Genomic DNA, 22,757 nt, shown 5'->3' with positions numbered 1-22,757 from the left:
GGCGCGGGTGTCACACCCGCGCCGCGCGGCCCGTCATTCGGCGATGCCCCACTCGCCACCGTTGTAGGGCGGGCCGTAGTAGGTGCCGTTGGCCCGGACGTTGACCAGGTTCGCCTTGTACGCCAACAGGTCCGGCACCTGGTAGAGCGGCAGGATGTAGGCGTCCTCGGTGAGCTGCGCGTCCACCCCGTTGAGGTATTCGGCAACCTTGGACTCGTCCGTGGCGGCGAGCGCCTTGGTGAGCAGGTCGTCCACCACGGGGTTGGAGTAGCCGCCGAAGTTGAGCCCGGCCTTGGTCTTGAACGCCTGGGAGTACTGGGAGGCCACGAACGTCTGCCCGATCCAGCCCATCGCGAACAGGTCGAAGTCCTTGCCCGCCTGGTGGGTCACGGTCGCGCCGACCGAGTCGGTGGTCTGCACGTCCACCGTCACGCCGAGCTTCTTGGCGGTGTCGGCGAACAACTGGCACACCGTCTGGAGGATCTGGTTGTTCTGGATGTAGCGCATGGTCAGCGTCGGCACCGGCTTGCCCTGCGGGTCGATCAGCTTGCCGGCGTCGATCTTGTACCCGGCGTCGGTGAGGATGGACGTGGCCTTGGTGACGTCACCGGTGCCCAGCGTGCCGAGGTTGTCCTTGTACCCGGGCTGCTGGGGGACGTAGATGCGGTTGCGCAGCGGCGTGGCGTCGGAGGAGAACTGGCCGACCGTCTTGCCGATGGTCTGCCCGACGTCCATCGCGGTGAACAGCGCCCTGCGCAGCACGGGGTCCTGCATGGCCGGGTTGTTCAGGTTGGGCAGCACCATCTGCTTGCGCAGGCCTTGGACGAGCTGGTACTTCACACCGCCCAGCGCCTGCACGTTGCGCAGCAGGTCGACCTGGGGGTCCGGGTTGATGATCTGGACCTCGTCGTTCTGCAACGCCGGCACCTCCTGCGAGGTGTCGGTGACGATGCGGAACACCAGGCTGTCCAGCGTGACCGGCTTGCCCCACCACCTCGGGTTGGGCACCAGCGTCGCGGCCTGGTTGGTCTGCCACGACTTGAACATGAACGGGCCGCCGGACCAGTCGGGGAAGGAGTCCTTGTAGCGGAACCCCTCGTTGAAGGACTTGGCCAGGCCCTCCGGGGTGCCGTCGTCGCCGAGTTTCCTGGCGACGTGGGCGGGCAGGATCGGGCCGAACAGCGACTTCCAGTCGCCGAAGGGCTCGCTGAACGTCACGGTGACCGTGCGCCCGTCGTCCGTGCCGACCAGGGAGCTGATGTTCTCGTAGCCCATGGTGGAGGCGACCTCGCACGTCGGGCACGTGCTCGGGCTCGACGCCCGGCGCACGTAGTCGAAGTCGGCGGCGGTGATCGGCGTGCCGTCGTTCCACACGGCCTTCGGGTTGATCCGGTAGACCAGGGTCTGCGGCGACTCGCTGGTCTGCTCGGCGCTGACCAGCAGGTCCTTGTTCAGCTCGATGGTCTTGAGGTCGGGCAGGCTGACGAACGCGCCGGGGTCGTAGACGTCGGCGACCAGTTGGGTGGCCACCCCGATGTCCGCGCCCAGCGGGTTCCAGTTCAGGATGTTGCGCTCCAGGACGTAGGTGATCGTCCCGCCCTGCTTCGCGGTGCCGGTGTTGACCGTGTTGGCGTCGCCCCGCACCAGGTTGGACGTGTCCCCGCCTTCCGGCGACCCGGCCGAGCAGGCCGACACCGCCAGGGCGACGGCGAGCACGCCGGGCATCGTTCGACGATTCATGCGCTGCTCCACAACTTTTCGACGGTGGCCTGGACCGCGGTTACCAGAGTGAACAGGTGGGTCGTCGGAAGTGGCAAGCAACAATCGGTGAAGACCCCCTTTAATGCTTGCTAAAGGGCTGCTGAGCAGGCCGTCCGGCGTTAAGTAAAGGTAATCGCGCCCGTTGCGGAACTCTGTCTTGTGCTCCGTGGGCCGGTCTGCGCAGAATTCGCGCACCGAATATCGGAGCGCGCCGGACGACAGGGAGCGAATATGCCGACACTCGCCGAAACGATCCAGTGGAGCGATTATCCGGTCACGTCGTCACTGGCGTACGGCTCGGTCGACGTGCGGATCGGGACCGTGGGCGAGGGCGGTCCGGTGGGGCTGCTCGTGGCGAGCGTGCACGGGGACGAGGGGCCCTGGGGCACGCTCGCGGTCAACCGGCTGCTGGCCGGCGTGCGGCGGGAGGAGCTGCTCGGCACGCTGCGGGTGGTGCCCGTGGCGCACCCGCTGGCCACCGAGGCCGACGCCCGCCAGACCCACCTGGACCTGCTCGACCTGAACAGCTCGTTCCCCGGCGACCTGCGGGGCTCGCACACCCAGCGGCTGGCCGCGGTGCTGGCCGAGCACGCGGTCGACGGCGCGGACGTGGTGCTGGACGTGCACGGCGGCGGTAGCTGGAACATCAACTGCTTCACCTACCGGTTCCCCGGCAGCGAGCACGTGGCCGAGTGGATGGGCACCCCGCTCATCCTCGACGGCCCCGACCGCACCTCCAGCCTCACCGGGCACGCCCGCGCGCAGGGCGCGGTCGCCGTGTGGGTCGAGATGGGCGGTCGCGGGGAGTTCGAGGAGGACCGCGCCGCCGCCGTCACCCGCGGGCTGCGCCGGGCGCTGGGCAAGGCGGGCGTACTGACCGAAGCCGACCTGCCCGACGAGCCGGGCACCGTGGCCACCGGCAAGGTGCCCCTGTCGACGTCCCGGCCGGGCATCTACCAACCGGTCCTGCGGGAGGCCGCCCTCGGCGCCGTGGTCGCGCGGGACACCGTCGTCGGCCACCTGCTCGACCCGGTGTCCAGCGAGGTCGTGGAGACCTTCCGCGCTCCGTTCCCGCGCACCGCGCTCGCGCTGCTACGCCCCACCCTGGCTCGGATCGAGTCACCCGGCCAGGTCGTCGCCCTCGTCGCCGAGATCGCCTGAGGAGTCCCCACGATGATCGACCCCACCGGCCGCTTCGCCCTCGTCGCCGGCAACGCCGAAGACCTCGGCCACGCCGTCGCCCGCGAACTGGCCGCCGCCGGCATGACCGTCGCGATGCTCTGCGACCAGGCCGACGCGGTGCGCGCGCTGGCCGACGAACTGCCCTCCGTGCGCGCGTTCGTCACCGACTTCACCGACGCGCACGTGCTGCGTGCCTCGGCGCAGGAGGCCTTGGAGCGGTTCGGCACGCCCCGGCTGTTCGTCCACAACTCGGCGGTGTTCCGCGAGACACCCGTGCTGGAACTCGACGTGCCTGGGTTCAAGGCCGAGACCGACAGCATCCTCCAGAGCGCTTTCGTGCTGTCGAAAGCCGTGTGGCCCGGCATGGTTTCGGCGCGCGACGGCAGCATCGTGTTCGTCTCGTCGGGCTCGGCGCTGTCCGGGTTCGCGAACGAGGCCGCCTATGTGGCGGGGAAGCACGGCCAGGAAGGGCTGATGAAGGTGCTCGCCCTGGAGGGCCGCGAGCACGGCGTCGCGGTCAACACCATCACCACCGGAGCGCCGATCGACGGTCCGCTGGCCTACACCTACTCCGACGCCCAGCGCGCGGTGATGGTGCCGCCTTCGCGGCTCGCGCCCGCGTTCGCGTTCCTGGCCGGGATCGACGCCGACTTCGCGAGCGGGCACCGGTTCAACGCCTTCCAGGTGTCCGAGGCGATCCGGGTCACCCGGGAAGGAGCGTCCGCGTGATCGACGTCAAGGGCAGGGTGGCGTTCCTGACCGGCGCGGCGGAAGGGCTCGGCCGGGAGATCGCCCGCGAACTCGTCGCCGCCGGGATGCGCGTGGCGCTGATGGACGTGCAGGGGGAGAAGCTGGCCGCGCTGACCGGGCAGCTTCGGTCGGCGGGCGGGGACGTGCTGCCGCTCGTCGTGGACCTGGCCGACCCGGTGGCCACGCAGGACGCGACGGAGGCGGCACTGGCGCACTACGGCCCGCCCAGGGCGTTGATCCACAACGCCGCCGTGCTCAAGGAAGTGTCCATGTCGGACGTCACCTTCGAGGACTGGCGGCGCGAGGTCGACATCATCCTCGGCGCGGCGTACGTGCTCACCAGGACCGTGTGGCCGCACATGGTCGCCGCGCGCGACGGGAGCATCGTGTTCCTGTCCTCCGGGTCGGCGCTGTCCGGGTTCGTCAAGGAGACCGCGTACACGCCCGGCAAGCACGCTCAGGAGGGGCTGATGAAGGTGCTCGCGCTGGAGGGCCGCGAGCACAACGTGGCGGTGAACACCATGTCGACCGGACGGCCCATCGACACACCCATGTCCGACTCCCACTACACCGAGGAGATGCGGATCGGGATCGTGCCGCCTTCGCGGCTCGCGCCCGCGTTCGCGTTCCTGGCCGGGATCGACGCCGACTTCGCCACCGGGCACCGGTTCAACGCCTTCCAGATGTCCGAGGCGATCCGGGTGACCCGCGGATGATCCCGCCCGCCGGGCACTACCGGCCGTTCGTGCGTGCGGGGGACACCGTGTACGTGTCCGGGCAGGTGCCCCGGCTGCCCGACGGCTCCTACCAGCCCGCCGACGTCGCCGCCGAGACCGCGCTCGCCCTGCGCAACCTCTCGGCCGTCGTAGAGGCGGCGGGCGGCGACCCCACGTGCGTGGTGAAGGTGACCGCCTACCTGGCCGACGCCGCCGACTTCCCCGAGTTCGACCGCGCGTACGCGGCCCACTTCGGCGAGTGGCGACCGGCGCGCACGACGGTGGTGGCCGGGCTGCGGTCGGTCAAGGTGGAGGTGGATGCCGTCCTGCACCTCCCGTCGTCCCACGGTGACAGCAGGTGACGAGGGTTGCCCGTGGGCTGTGTCGTGCCAGGATGTCGGCGGTGGCCGAACACAGGGAGTGAGGTGGCGCCAGGGTGCTGACGGTGAGCCTGGCAGGGCTGCGCGCGATCGAGGCCCTCGCCGTCCACGGTTCGATGACGGCCGCCGCCAGCGCGCTCGGCTACACCCCCTCGGCGATCTCCCAGCAGATCGCCAGGCTGAGCCGGGACGTGCACCAGCAGCTCGTGGAGCACCAGGCCGGCCGGACCACGCTGACCCCGGCCGGCCGCGTCCTGGCCGAGTCGGCCAGCCGGATCGTGGTCGAGCTGGAGAGCATGAGCGCCGAACTCCAGGCGCAGAGCGAGACGGTCACCGGGACGCTCACCATCGCCGCCTTCCCCACCGCCGCGCGCGGCGTGCTGCCCGCCGCGACGGAGGACCTGGCGCGGGCCTGGTCGGACCTGTCGCTGCGGCTGATCGAAGCCGACTCGCACCGCGCGGTGGAACTGGTCGCCAGAGGCACGGCGGACCTGGCCGTGGCGCACGACTGGATGGCGATCCCGCTGTCCCTGCCGGACGGTCTCCAGGCCAGGCACCTGGGCGACGACCTGTCCGACGTGCTCGCCCACCACGAGCACCCGCTGGTCGGGCGGCCGTCGGTGGACCTGGACGAACTGCGCGGGGAGCGGTGGCTCTACGAACCCGGTTCGGTGGCGCACGACTTCCTGCTCAACGCCTTCCAGCACACCCCGAACCCGGCCAGGTTCACCCACATCGTCACCGAGTACGCCAGCCAGATAGAACTGGTCGGCGCCGGCCTCGGCATGGCCCTGGTGCCCCGCATGGGCCGAGGGCCACTCCCGCCGTCGGTGCGCGTGCTCCCGGTGACCTCCCCGCCGCTGCGCCGCATCTACGGCGTCTGGCGCACCCCGACCGGCCGCCGCCCCGCCCTGACCGCCGCCCTGGGAGTGCTCGAAACCGTGTGCGCGCGACTGGAGAACGACACCTGACACCGCCGCCGAGCGGTTACTCACCGGCGGTCGCATCGGGCTAGGCGGGCTACGCGGGGCGCTCGTCCACCGCGTTCGAGTCGTCCGGGGCGAGGAGTGCCCAGACTTCGGCGAGGTTGCGCAGGTGCTCGTCGTCCAGCCGGTCGAAGAAGAGCCTCCGCAGGTCGCTGTGCTGCCGGCGCCACGCCTTGCGCAGGAGCGACCGCCCGTCGCGGGTCAGGACGGCCTCGAAGCCACGCCCGTCGCCCGCCGCCCGCCGTCGCTCGATCAGCCCGCGACGTTCGAGCCGGTCGGCGAGCCGGGTGAACCCGCCGCTGGACATCAGGCGGCGCTGGGCCAGTTCCGACATCCGCATGCCGTTCCGGCCGGCCTTGCCCAGCAGTGCCATCACGCTGTACTCGGCCATGGTCACGTCCAGCGGAGCGAGCCCGGCCTCGATGGCACGCCAGATCCGGTCGTGGGTGAGCAGGAAGCCCTCCCACGCCTGCTCTTCGAGTTCTCGCAGCTCGTCGGTCGCCATGAGCGGCACGGTATCGGCTAGGCGTCTCCGGAGCCAACCGGGTGCCTGCCTGCGCAGGCACCTCCGTCAGACCGGAATCCCCACAACGTACCCGCGTGCCGTGCGGTCGGCAATCTATCTGCGCAGGCAACTACATCACACCGGCACCCGGAAATATCTGCTTGCGCAGGCAGGTTGGAACGGACGTGATCGTCGGCGGCGCCGTGCCGCCGACCGGAGAGGGGAACGACCATGTCATTCGAGATCGGCGTCATGACGTTCGGCGAACTCACGGCGGACCCGGCCACCGGGGCCCTGCCGTCTCCTCGGCAGCGCGTCCGCGAGACGATCGAGCAGGCGCAGGTCGCCGACCAGGTCGGCCTCGACGTGTTCGGCGTCGGTGAGCACCACCGCTCCGACTTCGTCGGATCGGCGCCGGCCATCCTGCTGGCCGCCGCCGCGGCGAAGACCGGGAGCATCAGGCTGACGAGCGCGGTCACCGTGCTCAGCTCGGAGGATCCCGTCCGGGTCTGGGAACAGTTCGCCACGATCGACCTGCTGTCCGCCGGCCGCGCCGAGATCATCGCCGGACGCGGCTCCTACACCGAGTCCTTCCCGCTGTTCGGGTACGACCTCCAGGACTACGCGGACCTGTTCCGCGAGAAGCTGGACCTGCTGCTCAAGATCCGCGACGGGAACCCGGTGACCTGGCAGGGCCACTTCCGCGCACCCCTGGTCGAAGCCGACGTCGCGCCCCGCGCCGACGGCGGGACGATACCGATCTGGGTCGGTGTCGGCGGATCGATCGCGTCGGCCGTCAGCACCGGCCGTCGCGGCCTGCCGATGGCGCTGGCCCTGCTGCTCGGACCGATGGCCTTCCACGAGGAGACCGTCCTGCGCTACCGGGAGGCCGCGGCGCAGGCCGGGCACGCCGCGAACACCCTGCCGATCAGCATCAACGTGCACGGGTACGTCGGGCGGACGAGCCAGGGCGCGCGGGACACCATGTACCCCTACTTCGCCACCGGCATGGTGGAGAACAACCACCAGCGCGGCGTCGGCTTCGCACTCCCGCGGTCCGTGTTCGACGCGCAGTCGTCGCCGGCGGCCGGGCTGCTGGTCGGCAGCCCGCAGGAGGTCATCGACAAGCTCCTCGCCTACCACGAGCGGTACGGCCTGAACCGCGCCATTCTCCAGTTGGGTTTCGGCGGGATGCCGCAGAAAGACCACCTCCAGGCGATCGAGCTGCTCGGCACCGAGGTCGCACCGGTCGTGCGGCGTGAAGTCGCGGCACGGGAAGGGGTTGCGGCATGACGACCCCGTTCGCCACCGACGCGGCACCGGCCACGCGCCCGGCCGGCCCGGCACTGCGGGTCGTGGTCGTCAACGGCAGCCCGAGCCGCCCGTCCAAGACCATGGGGCTCGTCGGCGTGGTGCTCGACACGCTCGGCGGAATGCTGCCGGTCGAGACGTCCCGGATCGACGTCTACCACCTGGGCCCGTCCTTCACCGGCACGATCGAGCGTGCGGACGCTCCGGCGGAGGTCGAGGCGAAGCTCCGCCTCGCCGAGGAAGCCGACCTGCTCGTCGCGGCCGTTCCGGTGTACCGGGGCACGTACCCGGGCATGTTCAAGCACTTCTTCGACCTCGTCGACCAGTACGCGCTGGCGAACAAGCCCGTGCTCCTCGTCGCGACCGGCGGAGGCGACCACCACGCGCTCGTCCTGGAGCACGCCTTGCGGCCTCTGTTCGCCTTCTTCCAGGCGTTGACGATCCCGGTGGCGGTCTTCGCGTCCGCCGGGGACTTCGACGGCACGTCGCTGCTCAACCCCCGCGTCCATGGACGCATCGAGGTCGCTCTCACCGATGTCGCGGACCTTCTCAGAACCCGTGCGTCGGGTCCGTGATCTCGTACGCCGGCTATGGTGGTGTGCCTTGACTTCCTGTCCGCGCGGCGGTACGGCTCGCGGTCCGGGGTCGCCGTCTGTGGGAGTCGAGCACCAGGGGTGTGCCGTGGTGGTGGAGATCCGCCTGTTGGGCGCTGTCGAAGTCGTGGCGGATGGTCGGGTGGTGGAGGTGGGGGCGCCGCGGCAGCGGCACGTGCTGGCGGTGTTGGCGGCCGAGCAGGGTCGGCCGGTGAGACCGGAGGTGGTGGTGGAGCGGGTGTGGGGGGAGCAGCGTCCGCAGCAGGTGCCGCCGTCGTTGCACACCTACATCTCGCAACTGCGCCGTGCGCTGGCCCCGGTCGGGGTGACGATCACCCGCCACGCCGGTGGCTACGTGTGTCCGGTGGAGCCGTCGACGGTGGACGTCCACCGGTTCGCCGCGCTGGTCGCGCGGGCCCGCGCCGCCGAGGACGCCGCCGAGGCCGTGGGGTTGTGGGAGCAGGCGTTGGGCCTGTGGCGAGGTGACCCGGTGCTCGGTCTGGACACGCAGTGGGCCGACCAATGGCGCACCCGACTGCACGATGAACGCACCGCGGCGGAGCTGGACCACATCGATGGGCTGCTGCGGGTCGGCCGGCACGGCGAGGCGCTGCCGGTGTTGGCCGCCCGGGTCGAGGACCGGCCCCTGGACGAGCGGCTGGCGGGTCAGTACCTGACCGCGTTATACCGGTCCGGCCGCCAATCCGACGCCCTGGCCCGCTACCACGCCGTGCGGGAGCGGCTGGCCGAGGACCTCGGCGCCGACCCCGGCCCGGACCTGCAAGCCCTGTACCAGCGGATCCTCACCGCGGACCCCACGTTGACCGGGCCGCCGGCGGACCCGCCCCCGACGCCCCGGCAACCATCCCCGGTGCCCCGGCAGTTGCCGCCGGCTCCGGCGCACTTCGTCGGCCGGGCCGCCGAACTGGCGCGACTGACCTCCACCCTGACGGCGGCGGCGGAGGGCGGCGGGACGGTGGTGATCTCGGCGTTGGCCGGGGCCGGCGGGATCGGCAAGACCTGGCTGGCACTGCACTGGGCGCACCAGGTGGTCGACCGGTTCCCGGACGGGCAGCTCTTCGTGGACCTGCGCGGCTTCAGCTCCGACAGCTTGCCCCTCGACCCGACGGTCGCCGTGCGCGGGTTCCTCGACGCCCTCGACGTCGACCCGGCCCGCATCCCCGCCGACCCGCAGGCACAGACCGCCCTGTACCGCAGCCTGGTCGCCGACAAACGCATGCTGATCGTGCTGGACAACGCCGCCACCACCGACCAGATCACCCCACTGCTACCCGGCAGCCCGACCTGCACCGTCATCGCTACCAGCCGCCGCCGGCTCACCACCCTGATCAGCCGGCACGGCGCCCACCACCTGCACCTGGAACCCCTCACCGAGGACGAAGCCCGCACCCTGCTCACCGACCGCGCCGGCCCCACCCGCGTCGCCGCCGAACCCGAGGCCGTCACCGACCTGCTGGCCTACTGCCGGGGTTTTCCCCTCGCCCTGAGCCTGATCAGCGGCCGTGCCCATGCCGAGCCGCACCTGCCACTGGCGCGGATCGTCGCCGAACTGCGCGAGCTGGGCCTGGACGCGTTGGACGACGACGAGCCCACCGGCAGCCTGCCCGCCGTGCTGTCCTGGTCCCACCAGGCGCTCACCGCCGAACAACAACAGGCGTTCGGCCTGCTCGGCATCGCACCCGGACCCGACATCAGCCTGCCCGCCGCCGCCGGCCTCATGGGACAGTCACCGGCCCACACCCGACGCCTGCTCCGCACCCTCACCGACGCGTCCCTGCTCGACCGCGACCCAGACGACCGGTACTCGATGCACGACCTCATCCGCGCCTACGCCACCACCACCGCCGACGATCTGACCGAGGACGTGCGGGAGCAGGCGCTGCGCCGAGTCCTCGACTTCTACACCCACACCGTGCACGCCGCCCAACACGTCCTGTACCCCCACACCCCGGTACTCCCGCCGGACCCACCCGCGCCCGGTACCCATGCCCACCCGCTGGCCGACGTGCCGGCGGCCATGGCCTGGCTGGACGACCAACACTCCCACCTGCTCGCCGCCCAGCACACCGCCGCCACCCACGCCTGGCACCACACCGCCTGGCACCTGGCCTGGAACCTGACCACCTACCACTACCGCCGGGGACACCGCCACGACGACCTCGCCATGTGGGAGGTCGCGGTGAGCGCCGCCGCCCACCTCCCCGACCCCGTCGTCCGCATCCGCGCCCACCGCTACCTCGGCCGCGCCCACGCCCACCTGGGCCGGTCCGAGGGGGCCGCCGAGCACCTGCACCGAGCCCTCGCCCTGGCCGAACACCACCACGACAACTTCCAGCAAGCCGCCACCCACCACGAGCTGGCGACCTCATGGGAACTGCTGGGGGACAACCGCAAGGCCCTCGACCACGCACTCCACGCGCTGGACTTGTTCCGCGAGATCGACAACCCGACAACGGAAGCCGCGGCGCTCAACGGGGTGGGCTGGCACGCCGCCCTCCTGGGCGAGTACGACACCGCCCGCGAACACTGCCAGGCCGCCCTCGTCCTGCACCGACAACACCACAACGCCGGCGGCGAGGCAGCCGCCCTGGACAGCCTGGGCTACATCGACCACCACACCGGCGACCACCACGACGCGATCGCGCACTACCAGCAGGCCCTCACCCTGCGCCGCACGCTCGACGACCGCTTCCAAATCTCCAACAGCCTCGACAGCCTCGGCCGGCCGCTCGCCGCCCTCGGCAGGCACGACCAGGCCCGCGAGGTGTGGCAGGAGGCGCTGGAGCTGTACCGGGAGCAGGGCCGCCACGACGACGCCGCGCGGCTCCAACGCCAACTCGACACCCTGGACGAGCAGGACATCGCCGACGCCACCCGTTGACCCCAGGCCTCGCCGGGCGGCAGCGATCGTGCAAGCCGTCCGGTGTGGACGGTCAGTCGAGCGGGTGTTCGTACACCACGAAACCGCGGTGCACGGCTACCTTGTCGTAAAGCGCGCGGGCCGTGGTGTTGTCGTGCATCGTGTTCCAGTAGAGCCGGACGGCGCCGTGGGCGCGGGTGGCGTCGGCCACGGCCTCGATCAGCGCCCGTGCGGCGCCCAGACCGCGGGCCTGCTCGGCCACGTACAGGTCTTGGAGGTAGCACGCGCCCGCGGACCAGACGTTGGCGTGGAACAGGTAGTGCGTGATCCCGACGAGAGTGTCGCCCGAGCGCGCGGCCAGGCCGTGGATCGCGTCGCCCGCCAGCAGCCGGTGCCACACCCGCGCGTAGTCCTCGTCGGCCACCTCGGTCCGGTAGAACGCCTTGTAGCCGCGGGCGAGGACTTCCCACGCGGCGCGGTCGTCCGGGCGCAGCGGAGTCACCGTCGTCATGGTGGTCATCGTGTCATCCCGCCGCCGCGGCGCGCAGGCCGGCGCTCGACCGGCGCAGCAGGTGGGTGACGATCGTGAACACGACCGCGAGCACCGCCGCGAGCAGCCAGAACACGCCGTCCTCGGCGAACCACCGGTAGGTCCAGACGCCCGCGCCGGCTCCCAGCGCCTCGCCGATCGCCGTGCTCACCGCGAACACGCTGTACCCGACCGCGCGGTCGCCCTGCGGGATCAGGCGGACGATCACCACGTCGCCCGCCGGCACGTACAGCATCTCGGCGGTGGTGAACACCACCACGAACGCCACCGCGCCCCAGTACCCCGGCATCGCCCACGCCACCGCGAACCCGACCGCGAACACCGAGTACGACGCCACGACCGTGTTGAGCTGCGAGCCGCGCGACCACGCGCCCGCCATCCGGGTCACGGCGAGCTGGGCGACGACGACCAGCGCCGCGTTGGCCGTGTAGAGCCAGCCCAGCCGGTCGGCCTCGTGCAGGTCCTGCGACACGTAAACGGCCAGCACGTTGAACAACTGGCCGTAGAGGAACCAGTAGAACATGTTCACCAGGAGGAACTCGCGCACGCCCGGAGTGCGCGCCAGCGCCGTGTACGTCCGCACCGAGAACGCCCGCTTCGACGCGGACGCCGCGACCGGCACGATGCGCCGGTTGAGGAACGTCGCCACGCCCGCGACGCCGTAGAGCAGCGCGACGGCGAGCAGCACCCAGCCGTGCTGTCCCCGGTCCACGAACAGCAGGGCGAGCGGCGCGGCCACCGCCGCCGCGACGTTCACCCCGATGCTGATCAGCGAGAACAACTGCGACTGGTTCTCGATCCGGTCGCTCGCGGCGGCGGCGAGCTGCTTGCTGGCCAGCGCGTTCACCGAGATCCCGATACCCGCGACGCCGAGCGCGACGACCGTGGCGACCATGCCGGAGGCGAACCGGAGGCCGACGAAGCCGCCGCTCGCGACCAGGCAGCCGATGAGCACGGAGTACGCGGCCGGGATCCGGTCGAGCAGCGGCGCGAGCGGGATGTTGGAGATCTTGTTGGTCAGCGCGAACACCATGACCAGCACGGCCACCCGCGCGTCGGTGAACGACGCCGCCTTGAGCGTCACGACCAGGGTGGAGATCAGGCCGTAGTAGCCCAGGTACATCAGCAGGTAGTGCGTGACGACGTACGCGGTGGCGTGCCGCGCGGACCGCGGCGGCGCGGCGCCCTCGGCGGTGTGCATCGGAGGAACCTCTCAGGCGGTCAGCGGTTCGGTCTTCACCCGGACGAGATCGCGGGCCCGCTCGGCGGCGGCGACCGCCTCCTGCACGGTGCCCCCGGTCGCCAGCACGTACCCCTGGCGCGACGCCGACGACAGCAGGGGCCCCAGCTCCTGGCCGGCGGCCAGCGTGCACTCGACGCGCACCACACCCGGCGCGGTCCCGGCGGCGGCCACGTCCCGCACGTCCCGCACGAGGACGTTCTCGTGGGCGAAGAACCGGATCGCGGCGGCCGACGCCACGGGCGCGCGTCCGGGCCGCGGCACGCCGACGAGGTGCGCGATGTTCTCGGCCATCAGGTCGACACCGGAGACCAGTTCGCACAGCTCCCACACCTGGTCGCCGCCGATCCGGGTCTGCGACTCGATCAGCCGCGGCCCGGTCCGGGTCAGCCGCAGCTCGGTGTGCGCGGGCCCGGTGGTCTGGCCGATCAGGTCCAGGAACCGGGTCACGAGGCCGACCACGTCCGCGCGGGTCGACTCGTCGAGGCGGGCGGGCACCTGGTGCCCCAACTCGACGAAGCGCGGCAGCGGGGTGGTCACCTTCTCGGTGATCATGGCGATCTCGTGCGCGCCGTCGAAGGAGATCGACTCGACGCTGAACTCCGGGCCGTCGAGGAACTCCTCGACCAGCACCGCGCCGGACTCCACCTCGGTGGTCAGCGCCCAGCGGCGCGCCAGGTCGGACTCGTCGGCCACGAGGTACACGCCCTCGCTCAGCCCCCGGTCACGCGGCTTGAGCACGACCGGGCCGCCGACCTCCCGCAGGAACGCCGACGCCTCGGCCACGTCGGCGCACACCCGGTACCGCACCGGGCTCAGCCCCGCGCGGTCGAGCAGGGCGCGCGTCGTGGTCTTGTCCCGCGTCGCGCGCACGGCCGCCAGGTTGTCGCCGGCCACCCCCAGGTCGGCGGCGGTGCGCGAGGCCGGTTCCAGGCCGTACTCGGTGAACGACACGACCGCGTCGAACGGGTCGACCGCGTGCCAGGCGCGGCTCACCGCGGCGAGTTCGGCCTCGACGCGGTAGTCCAGCACGCCGTAGCGCTCGGCGGCGGCGTACTGCTCGGGCCGCACCAGTTCAGGAAGCTGCACCATCGAGTGGCGCAGGCCCAGCGCGGCCAGCTTGGGCAGGATTGTGCTCGGTCCGCCGACGACGAGCACGTGCTTGCGTGGTGCCAATTCCCATCCCCCAGGAGTGCGGAGTCCCGGGGCCCGTGCGGGCCCGGGACCGGTGGTCACGGACGCAGCCGCGACAGGTCGATGTCCATCCGGTTGGCCCACGTCCGGCTGCGCGCCATCACGACGTCGACCAGCTCGGGGTGGGTCTCGGCGACCTCGTCGTAGTTGAGCAGCAGCGCCAGCAGCTCCGTCATCCGCTGCTTGATGTGCAGGCGCAGGTTCACCTGGTCCAGGCACTTGCGGCCCAGTCCGATCGAGTTCTCCAGCAGCTCGATGCGGTGGAACCAGTTCGCGGGCAGGTACAGCACGTCACCGGGCTTGAGGTCGAAGCGGTGCAGCTTCGCCTGCGGAGAGGCGAGCAGCGCGTCGAAGTCCGGCTCGCCGTCCGCGTCGCGGGGCAGCACGGCGTCGGGGCCCATCACGTACCAGCGCTTCGTGCCGACGATCTGCGCGTGCATCACGTCGACCATGTACGAGTCCTGGTGCATCCGGGTCACGCCGCCGCGCTGGCCGATCCAGAGCTGGTGGTTGGTCGACGCCTTGTCGCCGTACAGGTCGCGGCGGAAGTCGTACTGGGCGATGTCCAGCTCGGGCATGTCCGCGGCCAGCTCCGGGGCGGTGGTCTGGTAGTACCACTCCTGGAGGTAGATCGGCGCGTCGTCCTTCGCCTCGCTCTCCCGCAGCAGCTCCACGAACCGCGCGAACGTCACCTTGCGCGCCGCCTTGGTGCTGTAGCTGTCGACCACGACCTCGACGCCGCCGACCCGCTCCGCGAGCACCTCGAACGACCAGTCGCGCACCGACGGCCAGTCGGCCGCGTGGCCTTCGAGCACCACCGGCCGCTGCGTGCCGCGGTACTCCTCCGCGAACTCCTCGGCCGTCAGGCCCGAGCGCGTGTCCAGGACCGGCGCGTCGCGCACGGCCTCGGCGAGCGCGCCCGCGCGGAACGAGTGCTCCACCGCGTCGAGGCTCGCCACGTCGTGCCGGCGCAGCACGTTGGGTTCGTTCACCACAGCAGTCTTCCCCCTCTTGTCAGTGCGTTGTGGTCGTGGTCGTGACGATGCGGGCCAGCTCGGCGTGCACCCGGGCCAGCTCCGCGGGCCGGCCGGGCAGCCAGCGGTGCACGAAGTGGTCGCAGTCCAGCTCCACGACCCTGGTCGTCCGGGCGGACGTCGCGTTCGTCAGGTACGCGCCCACCACGTCGGACGGCACGACCTGGTCCTGCCGCGCGGCCAGGATCAGCAGGTCCCCGTCGAACTCCCGCAGCCCGCTGAACGCGGGGGAGTCCGGGTAGGCGCCCGGACCGACGAGCGTCCCGTCGAACGGGTGGTCGTCGCAGCCCGCCGGGTAGGCGGCCGGCACGAACAGCACCAGCGCGCGTGGTCGGAGCACCGGCACCGCCGCGGCGGCCAGGTACGCGCCCATGCTGGTGCCCAGCAGCACGGGCGGTTCGCCCTCGGCCAGGTGCCGCGCCGCCGCGACCGTCTCGGCGAACCGGCGGCCCAGCGTCGTGCCGGTCAGCTCGCCGGTGCTGTCCCCGTTGCCGGAGTAGTCGAACGTCAGCGAGCTGGTGCCGCCCAGCGCCAACTCGTCGAGCAGGTAGCGGACGCCGTGCCGGTTGGCGGTGGCGCCCAAGCCGTGCAGGTGCACCACCACCGGTGGCCGGTCCGCGGCGGCGAGCACCTTCGTCGCGACGAGCTTCTCCCCGTCGACGTCGAAGTCCAGTTCCTCGATGTGCACTCATTCCCCCTTGTGGATCCACTCACCCCAGTGCCGACGCGAACCGCTCGCGGCGCACGTCGGGCCATTCCGACCGCAGGATGCTGTAGTAGACGACGTCGCGACGCCGCCCACCCGGCATGAAGTTGAAGCTGCGCAGGACGCCTTCCTCCCGCGCGCCGATCCCGAGCAGGCCCTTCCGCGCGCCCTCGTTGAGCACGTCGGTCTTGAACTCGACGCGCTCGCAGCCCAGTTCGTCGAAGGCGTGGTCGAGCAGCGCGAGCTTGGCCCCCCGGTTGACCCCGGTCCGGCGCGCCTCCACGGAGACCCACGACCAGCCGATCTCGATCCGGCGGTCGGCCTCGGCGAGGTTGCCGAACGCGGAGCTGCCCGCGATCCGGCCGCTCTCCCGGTCGATGATCGCGAACACGACCCGGGTGCCGTTGAGCGTCTCGCGGACGCTGTTCTCCAGGAACGCGTCGAGGTCGTCGGGCCCGGCGACGCGGGTGACGAAGTACTCCCAGATGGCCTGGTCGTAGGCGATCCGCGCGAACTCCTCGCGGTCCGTCAGGCGCACCCGCCGCAGCTCGACACGGCTGTTGGTCAGCACCGCGTCACCCAGTTTCGCCCAGCTCATACCCGTTCCTCCTGGTTGACCGCGCGGACGACCGCGAGCGGTGGACCGGCGTGGGCCGCCTCGATCCCCGCCGCGTGCCGCTGGTGGATCTCGCCGCGCCGAGGCTTGTACTGCCCGGTGAGCAGCCCGTTGTCGATCGAGAACCGCTCGGCGGCCACGACGACCGCGTGCACGCGCTGCTCGGGCAGCAGCGTCCCGTTGAGCCGCGCGACGAACTCGCGCAGGGCGTCGAGGTCGGCTCCGGGCGCGGGCGAGACCACGGCCACCAGTCGGTCCCGGCCGCTGCCGTGCAGCACGCAGTCGTGCACCGCCCGGTGCTCGCGCAGCCGGTGCTCCACGACGGGTGCGATCACGTTGTACCCGGTGCCCAGTGCGATGACGTCGTCGACCCGGCCCTGGATGTAGAGGAAGCCGTCGTCGTCCACGTAGCCGATGTCCTGGGTGCGCACCTCGCCGGTGGGCAGGAACATCTTCTCGTTCGCACCGGGCGCGGACCACGTGTACCGGGTGTTGACCGGGAACCGGCTGCCGACCACCAGGACGCCGTCCGGGTCGAAGCGGATCGTCTTGTGCGGCAGCGGTTTCCCGACGCTGCCCAGCCGGAACGCGCCGGGGTGGTTCTTGGTGACGATGCAGGTCTCGTTCAGGCCGTAGCCCTCGTACAGCGGGACGCCCGCGCCGTTGAAGAACTCCAGCACGGCCCGGCCCGCGGGCGCCGACCCCGTCCAGAGGTAGCGGATTCGCCCGCCCATCCGGTCCTGGATCGCTTGTCCCCTCGTGGTTTCCGGCACGTCCGCCACCAGCGACCTGAGCTGCTCGTAGAAGCCGGGCACGCCCATCACCACGGTGGGGCGGGCCTCGCGGGCGACGTCGAGCGCGTCGTCCACGGTGGCGAGGGTGACGTCGTGGCCGTGCGCGAGGGCGGAGTAGAACCAGTACCGCTGCTGGAGGAACCAGTTGCCGAGGAACACCAGCAGGTTGTCGCCGTCGCCGTGGTGGAACATGTCCTGCACGGCGGCGAGCGAGTCGGCGACGCTGGCGGCCGTCACCTCCAGGCCCTTGGGCGAGCCCGTGCTGCCGGAGGTGAACTTGATCGCGCAGATGTCCGCGGGTCCGTAGCCCGGCCCCGGCGGCACGTCGCGCCCGGTGCGTGCGGCGTCGGCGACCTCGGCGATCGACCTGACCCGGTCGCCCGCGGCGGTCGGGCTTGTCGAGGCCGGGCCTGCCGCGGTCGAGTCCAGGGAGGTCGGGTCTGCCACGGTCGGGCCGGCCGAAGTCGAGCCCGCCGCGGAACCGGTCACCGGGGAGTCGGTGAACAGCAGCGCCAGTCCGAAGTCCGCCACGACCCGGGCCGGGTCGAACCGGTCGGGCTCGAACCCGGCCGTCACCGCGCCGAGCTTGAGCACCGCCAGGTCGAGCAGCACCCATTCCAGCCGGTTGCGCGACAGGACGCCGACGCGGTCGCCGCGCCGCACGCCGAGGTCGCGCAGCCACGCGGCGACCGCCCGCGCGCCCGCGTCGACCTCGGCGAGCGGCACCGACGTGAGGCGTCCGTCGACGCGGTGGTGGAGCCGGTGACGGGTGTCGCCGTTCGCCGTCGTGGCGACGATGTCCAGCGGGTTCACGGAGCCGCCCCGAAGAACGGCACGTCCAGCTCGACCGCCGTGCCGGCCGGCACCAGTTCGACCGTCCGCGGCCACGTGGTCGGCTCGGGCAGGCCGAGCGCGGCGGCGAGGCGGCCGGCGAAGCGCGGCATGACCGGCGCCGCGCAGCGGGCCAGCAGCGCCGCGGCGGCGAGTTCGAGCGCCAGGGCGGTGCGCGTCTCGTCGTGCCACCGGTCCACGCCCGCGGTCGGCCGCTCGGTGTCGGTGAACCGCACGACGTCCTCGACCAGCCCGGTCAGCTCGGCCGCCGCCCGGTTGAGCGAGAAGCCGTCCGCGCCGAGCGCGCCCGTGACGGCGGACCGGCGGCCTTCGAGCCGGTCGAGGAACGCGGTGTGCTCGGGGGTCCAGCGCCCGGCATCCGGCACGACGCCGCCGAAACCGTCCCGGACCCGCGCCCCGAGGTCGTGCAGCCACCGCTGCCACGTGCCGACCAGCGTGTCGCGCACGACGGCGTCGAAGTCGGCCGGGTCGTAGTTCGTCCGCCGGCCCTCGGGGCGGGTGCGTGCCAGGAAGTAGCGCACCGCGTCCACCGTGTCGGGGCGCAGGACGTCCTTGCCCCACACCGCGTGCCGCCTGCTCGTGGAGAACTTCTCGTGCTGGAGCAGGTAGAACTCGTTGACGTGGTAGTCGATGTCCGGCTCCCAGCCGGGGAACGCGAGCCGGTACAGCACCGGGTACAGGATCGAGTGGTAGAAGCTGTTGTCGTAGCCGAAGAAGTGCACGACCTTCCAGTCGGCGCCCGGCCGCGCGGCGGCCCAGTCCTCGCCGAGCTGGGCTCCGAGGCCCTGGATGCCGTGCAGGAAGCCGTAGGCCATCTCCGGCCACACCCAGATCACCTGCTCGTCCACGCCGGCCTCGGCGGGCGGGACGCCCCAGCCCGACGGGTGGGTCACCGGCAGTTCGAAGCGCTCCCGGCGGAACACCCGGTCGGCCAGCTCGCGCAGCCGCGCGGGCACCCGGCCGAGGTTGTGGTGCGCGGCGACTTCCTTGGCGAACTCGTGCAGCGGCAGCGAGAAGCGGGTCCGCTCGGCGACGGCGGCGGGACCGCCGGTGCGCCGGACCGTCGGCTCGCCGAGGTCCACGCAGACGTTCGGCTCGCCGCACTCCTCGCAGATGTTGCCGCTCGTGCCGCCGCCGCAGCCGGGGCACGCGCCGGAGACGCCGACCTCGTAGAGGTAGTCGCCGGTCTCCGGGTCGACCAGGGCGGGACCGCTGTGCGGGCGGATCACGCCCGAGGACACGACCCGGGAGAAGAAGTCCCGCAGCCCGTCGCGGTAGGTCGGGTCGACGTCGGTGACGGTGTAGCGGTGCACCTCGATGTCCATCAGCCGCAGTGTCCCGGCGATCTCGGCGGAGTACCGGGCGGCGGTCTCGGCCGGGGTGGCGCCGTCGCGCTCGGCGCGGTCGACGACGTAGCTCTGGTAGTCGTCGCTGCCGGTGAGGTGCCAGGCGCGCACACCGTTCATCCGGTGGAACCGCACGAACGCGTCCGCGCCCAGGTACGGGCCGGACAGGTGCCCCAGGTGCAGGTCGCCGTTGGGCGTCGGAGGGGTGGAGAACACGAACACCGGGCGCTGGTCGAACCGCCGGCGCAGCGGCGCGGCGGCGGTCGCGACCGCCTCGGCCGGGTCGCGCCAGTACAGGTCGAAGAACACCAGGTCCTCGTCGCCGGTGTTGGTCACCACGTGCGTCTCGAACGGCGCGAAGCGCACGACCGTGCCGGGACCGACCGGGACGGCCTTGCCGTCCACGACCACCTCGCCCCGACCCCGGACCAGGACGAACACCTCGACCTCGTCGTGCTGGTGCGGCGTGCTGCTCCCGCCGGGCACGACCCGGCCCCACCCCGCGCCGGGACCGAAGTCCGGCACGGAGTTCATGTCGATGCCGAACGCCTCGGCCAGCTTCTCGGGTGCGTAATGGTCGATGATCACGCGTGATTCCTTTGCACGGCGGGTTCCAGGGCGAGGTCTGCGGCGGCCGACGCGATCGCGGGCCCGAGGCGGTAGCCGGAACCGTTGGCGGCGCCCGCGAACACCACCCGGCAAGCTGGGTCGAGGGCCTGGACGACGGGCTCGCGCGCGGGGCTGTACGCGTCGCAGAAGACCCGTCCGGACGTCGCGAGCGGCAGCGACGCGGGCGCGTGGCGGGCCAGCGCCGCGCGGCCCTCGGCGAGCATGTCGGCCGACAGCCCGCCGGTCAGCTCGTCGGGTCGGACGTCCCAGCGGGTGCTGGTGTGGCTGAACAGCCAGTGGCCGCGGTGGCGCACCGGCAGCAGGAACGAGTCGTCGTCGTGCAGCACCACCAGCGGGGCGTCCGGCGGGGGCACGCGGTCGACGTGCAGCGCCACCACGAGCTTGACCCGCAGGCCCAGCGGCGCCACCAGGTCGTGCCACGCGGGTGCGTGCACCCACGGTCCGGGCGCGAGGACCACGGAGCCCGCCCGGACCACGTCGCCGGTGCCCAGCACGAGCCGCACCTCGTCGGCCGCCGGTTCCACGGCGACCACGGCGACGCCCTCGCGCACGTCGGCGTGCGGTCGCAGCCGGCGCACCAGCGTCGCCGTCAGCGCGCCGACATCGGCGTAGTGGCAGCCCGCCACGGACCAGGCGCGTGCGCCCTCGGGCACCACGACCTCGTCCGGCACCCGGTCGACCGGGACCGGCACGGGCCGGTCGAGGTAGACCTTCCCCACGTCACCGCCGATCACGACCGCGTCGAGCGGGTGGATCGGCACGGTCGGGTCGGCTGCCCGCAGCCGTGCGTAGAAGTCCTCACCGGCCGCCGAGAGCGCCCGCACCCGGGCCGTCGCGCCGCGCGGGAAGTGCAGCCCCGCCGAGCGCCCGCTCGCGCCCGCGCCGACGACGTCCCGCTCCAGCAACGCGATCCGCCGCCCCGGCGCGCGGTCGAGCAGCTCGCGCACCGCCAGTGCCCCGATGATCCCGCCACCCACCACGGCGACGTCGACGTCGGTCATCCCACCACCACCGCGTCGTCCACCGGACCGGTCTTCGGCGCCCACTCCATGAACGACGGGCGCTGCTCGTCGCCGCGCACCCCGCGCAGCCGGTCCACGATCCGGCGGCTGCGCCAGGCGATGAGGCTGAGGTTGCGATCGGGCAGGCCGCGCTGCCGCATCGCGGCGTTGTGCAGGAAGATGTCGCGGCCGGGAGGACCGTCCCAGCGGACCGCGAACTGGTCGTCGATGCGGAACTCGTCGCCCTCGCGGTCGATCCGGTGCGCGATCGGGTCCAGGAAGCTCATCGTGGCCGGGCTGAAGCCGGTCGCCCACACCACGACGTCCACGTCCAACTGCCCCGGCACGCCGGGGTGGTCGCGGTGCCGCATCCGCAACGACCAGCCGTCACGGGCGCCCGGTTGCACGTCGAAGACCTCGCGGTGCGGGAACAGCGCGATCTGGTCGTGCCGCCCCTCCACGAACCGGCGCACGTAGACCCGCTGGTAGATGTCGCGCAGGGTCGACTCGGAGATGCCGTCGCTGCTGAGCGCCTGCTCGGTGGTGAAGCGCGCCCGCGCCGCGGGGTCGAGCCCGGCGAAGTAGTCGGAGTGGTCGGGCATGTAGAAGTCGTTGGTGAACGGCGAGTCGTCGATCGGCAGGTAGTTCCGCCGGCGCGTGATCCACGAGATCCGGCGCGGCGCGTCCCGCGGCTCGCGGTTGATCAGGTCGAGGAAGGCCTCGGCCCCGGACTGGCCGCCGCCGACCACGCACACCCGCTTGCCCGCCAGGTCGACCGCGCGGTCCACGAAGTCACTGATGTGGAACTGGGTCGCGCCGAGGAACGGGCGGGCGAACGCGGGCACGGCGGGCCCGAGGCCCACTCCGACGGAGATGTTGTCCGCGGTGACCGTCCGCTGGTCGGTGCGCACGACGAACACGCCGTCGAACTCGATCGACCGCACTTCCTCGCCGTGGACGACGTTCGGGTTGCGCTCGCTCGCCCACTTCAGGTAATCGCGGAACTCCTGCCGGGGCACCGCGTCGAACTGCGCGTTGATGAAGTGGTAGATCCGCCCGCGGTCGTGCAGGTAGGACAGGAACGAGAACGGATTCGTCGGATCGGCGAGGCTGACCAGGTCCTTGAGCATCGACACCTGCAGCCGCGCGTCGGGCAACTGCTGGCCGTCGTGCCAGCCGAACGCGGTCCGGCGGTCCATGAAGACGTTGCCGACCTCGGGATGGCCGTGCAGCAGCGAAGCCAGGCTCAGGTTCGCCGGGCCGACCCCCACACCCAGGCAGTTGACATGGCGCACTCCATTCCCGTGCATTGCCGAAACCCCCCAAGTCCGTATGCGGGGGAATTCGCGGAAAAGCGCAGCGCAACAGCCGCCGACCGTGGGCGGCGTGCGTGCACGACGGTAAGGCGCGCTGCGCGCAGACCGGCGTGGATTCCCCCAGCAAACCGGGTACACCGAACCCGTGTGATCAGTGCATCCCCGCCGAAGCGTAGCTACTCGCTGACGGCCGCGCCACCGTGAATTTCGGTACAGGTCGAGTGGAATAATGTGCTCAGATATGTGAAAATCGCGCCGCACCCCGAAGGTGTGCGCCTTGCCCCAAATGGTGGTATGCGATTCTTTGGCCGACCGGAAACAAGCAGGTCGGACCAGGTCGGGGTAGTGCGGTTGCGGATCGGTGCGGCACTACGGTGGATACCCGGAATGGGGGAAGGCCGCGTGCTGCTTCC

At 71.8% G+C, this 22,757-nt stretch carries 20 protein-coding genes; 8 read left to right on the top strand and 12 right to left on the bottom strand.

Translation table 11 applies throughout. The features are described from left to right. Window positions 1-33: 33 nt before the first annotated feature. Window positions 34-1,740, bottom strand: coding sequence for an ABC transporter family substrate-binding protein (locus ACQPZF_RS25820; protein ID WP_433261067.1), 1,707 nt, complete (start codon window positions 1,738-1,740; stop codon window positions 34-36). Between the two features lie 252 nt (window positions 1,741-1,992). Here ACQPZF_RS25820 and ACQPZF_RS25815 point away from each other — a divergent pair, with 252 nt between their 5' ends. From ACQPZF_RS25815 to ACQPZF_RS25795, 5 genes are all read left to right on the top strand, one after another. Continuing rightward, a complete protein-coding gene (locus ACQPZF_RS25815) occupies window positions 1,993-2,922 on the top strand; it encodes a succinylglutamate desuccinylase/aspartoacylase family protein (RefSeq protein ID WP_433261065.1) in 930 nt (309 codons plus the stop codon). A gap of 12 nt (window positions 2,923-2,934) precedes the next feature. Next, window positions 2,935-3,672 carry an SDR family NAD(P)-dependent oxidoreductase gene (locus ACQPZF_RS25810; RefSeq protein ID WP_433261063.1) on the top strand — a complete coding sequence of 246 codons (738 nt, stop codon included), beginning with the start codon at window positions 2,935-2,937 and terminating at the stop codon, window positions 3,670-3,672. Next, window positions 3,669-4,409: an SDR family NAD(P)-dependent oxidoreductase gene (locus tag ACQPZF_RS25805; protein ID WP_433261061.1), complete on the top strand. Its 741-nt coding sequence runs from the start codon at window positions 3,669-3,671 to the stop codon at window positions 4,407-4,409. The genes ACQPZF_RS25810 and ACQPZF_RS25805 overlap by 4 nt, the downstream gene beginning before the upstream one ends. After that, window positions 4,406-4,771 (top strand): RidA family protein, encoded by a 366-nt coding sequence (locus ACQPZF_RS25800; RefSeq protein WP_433261059.1) that lies wholly within the window; start codon window positions 4,406-4,408, stop codon window positions 4,769-4,771. The genes ACQPZF_RS25805 and ACQPZF_RS25800 overlap by 4 nt, the downstream gene beginning before the upstream one ends. Before the next feature lie 74 nt (window positions 4,772-4,845). Continuing rightward, on the top strand, window positions 4,846-5,760 hold the full coding sequence (locus tag ACQPZF_RS25795; protein ID WP_433261057.1) for a LysR family transcriptional regulator: 915 nt from the start codon (window positions 4,846-4,848) through the stop codon (window positions 5,758-5,760). Window positions 5,761-5,809: 49 nt separating this feature from the next. Here the strand turns inward: ACQPZF_RS25795 and ACQPZF_RS25790 are convergent, their stop codons facing one another. After that, complete coding sequence (locus tag ACQPZF_RS25790; protein WP_433261055.1) at window positions 5,810-6,280, bottom strand: MarR family winged helix-turn-helix transcriptional regulator; 471 nt, start codon at window positions 6,278-6,280, stop codon at window positions 5,810-5,812. Between the two features lie 231 nt (window positions 6,281-6,511). On the opposite strand from ACQPZF_RS25790, the gene ACQPZF_RS25785 reads away from it, so the two are divergent. The 3 genes from ACQPZF_RS25785 (at window position 6,512) to ACQPZF_RS25775 (ending at window position 11,086) form a co-directional block, all read left to right on the top strand. Further along, window positions 6,512-7,573 (top strand): LLM class flavin-dependent oxidoreductase, encoded by a 1,062-nt coding sequence (locus tag ACQPZF_RS25785; RefSeq protein WP_433261053.1) that lies wholly within the window; start codon window positions 6,512-6,514, stop codon window positions 7,571-7,573. Further along, window positions 7,570-8,166 (top strand): NAD(P)H-dependent oxidoreductase, encoded by a 597-nt coding sequence (locus ACQPZF_RS25780; protein ID WP_433261051.1) that lies wholly within the window; start codon window positions 7,570-7,572, stop codon window positions 8,164-8,166. Before ACQPZF_RS25785 ends, ACQPZF_RS25780 begins: the two co-directional genes overlap by 4 nt. Before the next feature lie 109 nt (window positions 8,167-8,275). Then, a complete protein-coding gene (locus ACQPZF_RS25775) occupies window positions 8,276-11,086 on the top strand; it encodes a BTAD domain-containing putative transcriptional regulator (RefSeq protein ID WP_433261049.1) in 2,811 nt (936 codons plus the stop codon). A 52-nt stretch (window positions 11,087-11,138) separates the two neighbouring features. Here ACQPZF_RS25775 and ACQPZF_RS25770 read toward each other — a convergent pair whose 3' ends face one another. Genes ACQPZF_RS25770 through ACQPZF_RS25725 form a run of 10 tightly spaced genes read right to left on the bottom strand, consistent with a single transcriptional unit; the run spans window position 11,139 to window position 22,338 of the window. After that, window positions 11,139-11,576 carry an N-acetyltransferase family protein gene (locus ACQPZF_RS25770; protein WP_433261048.1) on the bottom strand — a complete coding sequence of 146 codons (438 nt, stop codon included), beginning with the start codon at window positions 11,574-11,576 and terminating at the stop codon, window positions 11,139-11,141. 13 nt (window positions 11,577-11,589) lie between these two features. Beyond that, entirely contained in the window at window positions 11,590-12,816 is a 1,227-nt protein-coding gene (locus tag ACQPZF_RS25765) for an MFS transporter (RefSeq protein ID WP_433261046.1), read from the bottom strand. A 12-nt stretch (window positions 12,817-12,828) separates the two neighbouring features. Further along, the gene (locus ACQPZF_RS25760; protein WP_433261044.1) at window positions 12,829-14,031 is read right to left on the bottom strand and encodes an ATP-grasp domain-containing protein; all 1,203 of its coding nucleotides are present in this window, start codon (window positions 14,029-14,031) and stop codon (window positions 12,829-12,831) included. A 56-nt stretch (window positions 14,032-14,087) separates the two neighbouring features. Beyond that, window positions 14,088-15,041, bottom strand: a complete 954-nt coding sequence (locus tag ACQPZF_RS25755) for a cupin-like domain-containing protein (RefSeq protein ID WP_433261042.1) — start codon at window positions 15,039-15,041, stop codon at window positions 14,088-14,090. Window positions 15,042-15,063: 22 nt separating this feature from the next. Then, window positions 15,064-15,771, bottom strand: a complete 708-nt coding sequence (locus tag ACQPZF_RS25750; RefSeq protein WP_433261040.1) for an alpha/beta hydrolase — start codon at window positions 15,769-15,771, stop codon at window positions 15,064-15,066. Window positions 15,772-15,793: 22 nt separating this feature from the next. Next, window positions 15,794-16,387 carry a GNAT family N-acetyltransferase gene (locus tag ACQPZF_RS25745; protein WP_433261038.1) on the bottom strand — a complete coding sequence of 198 codons (594 nt, stop codon included), beginning with the start codon at window positions 16,385-16,387 and terminating at the stop codon, window positions 15,794-15,796. Beyond that, entirely contained in the window at window positions 16,384-18,012 is a 1,629-nt protein-coding gene (locus ACQPZF_RS25740) for an AMP-binding protein (RefSeq protein WP_433261036.1), read from the bottom strand. Before ACQPZF_RS25740 ends, ACQPZF_RS25745 begins: the two co-directional genes overlap by 4 nt. Then, complete coding sequence (locus ACQPZF_RS25735; protein ID WP_433261034.1) at window positions 18,009-19,985, bottom strand: class I tRNA ligase family protein; 1,977 nt, start codon at window positions 19,983-19,985, stop codon at window positions 18,009-18,011. The genes ACQPZF_RS25740 and ACQPZF_RS25735 overlap by 4 nt, the downstream gene beginning before the upstream one ends. Further along, window positions 19,982-21,028 carry an NAD(P)/FAD-dependent oxidoreductase gene (locus tag ACQPZF_RS25730; protein WP_433261032.1) on the bottom strand — a complete coding sequence of 349 codons (1,047 nt, stop codon included), beginning with the start codon at window positions 21,026-21,028 and terminating at the stop codon, window positions 19,982-19,984. The genes ACQPZF_RS25735 and ACQPZF_RS25730 overlap by 4 nt, the downstream gene beginning before the upstream one ends. Continuing rightward, window positions 21,025-22,338 carry a lysine N(6)-hydroxylase/L-ornithine N(5)-oxygenase family protein gene (locus ACQPZF_RS25725; RefSeq protein WP_433261030.1) on the bottom strand — a complete coding sequence of 438 codons (1,314 nt, stop codon included), beginning with the start codon at window positions 22,336-22,338 and terminating at the stop codon, window positions 21,025-21,027. Before ACQPZF_RS25725 ends, ACQPZF_RS25730 begins: the two co-directional genes overlap by 4 nt. Window positions 22,339-22,757 lie beyond the last annotated feature (419 nt).

It is taken from the genome of Actinosynnema sp. CS-041913 (assembly GCF_050942485.1).
Classification (GTDB): domain Bacteria; phylum Actinomycetota; class Actinomycetes; order Mycobacteriales; family Pseudonocardiaceae; genus Actinosynnema.
This window is presented reverse-complemented; position numbering and strand designations above follow the sequence as displayed.

What these genes read in the sequence shown, in the direction of transcription:
- ACQPZF_RS25770 (WP_433261048.1), bottom strand. Translation starts at nt 11,576, where the DNA reads ATGACGACGGTGACTCCGCTGCGCCCGGACGACCGCGCCGCGTGGGAA.
- ACQPZF_RS25725 (WP_433261030.1), bottom strand. Translation starts at nt 22,338, where the DNA reads ATGCACGGGAATGGAGTGCGCCATGTCAACTGCCTGGGTGTGGGGGTC.
- ACQPZF_RS25780 (WP_433261051.1), top strand. Translation starts at nt 7,570, where the DNA reads ATGACGACCCCGTTCGCCACCGACGCGGCACCGGCCACGCGCCCGGCC.
- ACQPZF_RS25815 (WP_433261065.1), top strand. Translation starts at nt 1,993, where the DNA reads ATGCCGACACTCGCCGAAACGATCCAGTGGAGCGATTATCCGGTCACG.
- ACQPZF_RS25785 (WP_433261053.1), top strand. Translation starts at nt 6,512, where the DNA reads ATGTCATTCGAGATCGGCGTCATGACGTTCGGCGAACTCACGGCGGAC.
- ACQPZF_RS25765 (WP_433261046.1), bottom strand. Translation starts at nt 12,816, where the DNA reads ATGCACACCGCCGAGGGCGCCGCGCCGCCGCGGTCCGCGCGGCACGCC.
- ACQPZF_RS25820 (WP_433261067.1), bottom strand. Translation starts at nt 1,740, where the DNA reads ATGAATCGTCGAACGATGCCCGGCGTGCTCGCCGTCGCCCTGGCGGTG.
- ACQPZF_RS25745 (WP_433261038.1), bottom strand. Translation starts at nt 16,387, where the DNA reads ATGAGCTGGGCGAAACTGGGTGACGCGGTGCTGACCAACAGCCGTGTC.
- ACQPZF_RS25800 (WP_433261059.1), top strand. Translation starts at nt 4,406, where the DNA reads ATGATCCCGCCCGCCGGGCACTACCGGCCGTTCGTGCGTGCGGGGGAC.
- ACQPZF_RS25730 (WP_433261032.1), bottom strand. Translation starts at nt 21,028, where the DNA reads ATGACCGACGTCGACGTCGCCGTGGTGGGTGGCGGGATCATCGGGGCA.
- ACQPZF_RS25790 (WP_433261055.1), bottom strand. Translation starts at nt 6,280, where the DNA reads ATGGCGACCGACGAGCTGCGAGAACTCGAAGAGCAGGCGTGGGAGGGC.
- ACQPZF_RS25810 (WP_433261063.1), top strand. Translation starts at nt 2,935, where the DNA reads ATGATCGACCCCACCGGCCGCTTCGCCCTCGTCGCCGGCAACGCCGAA.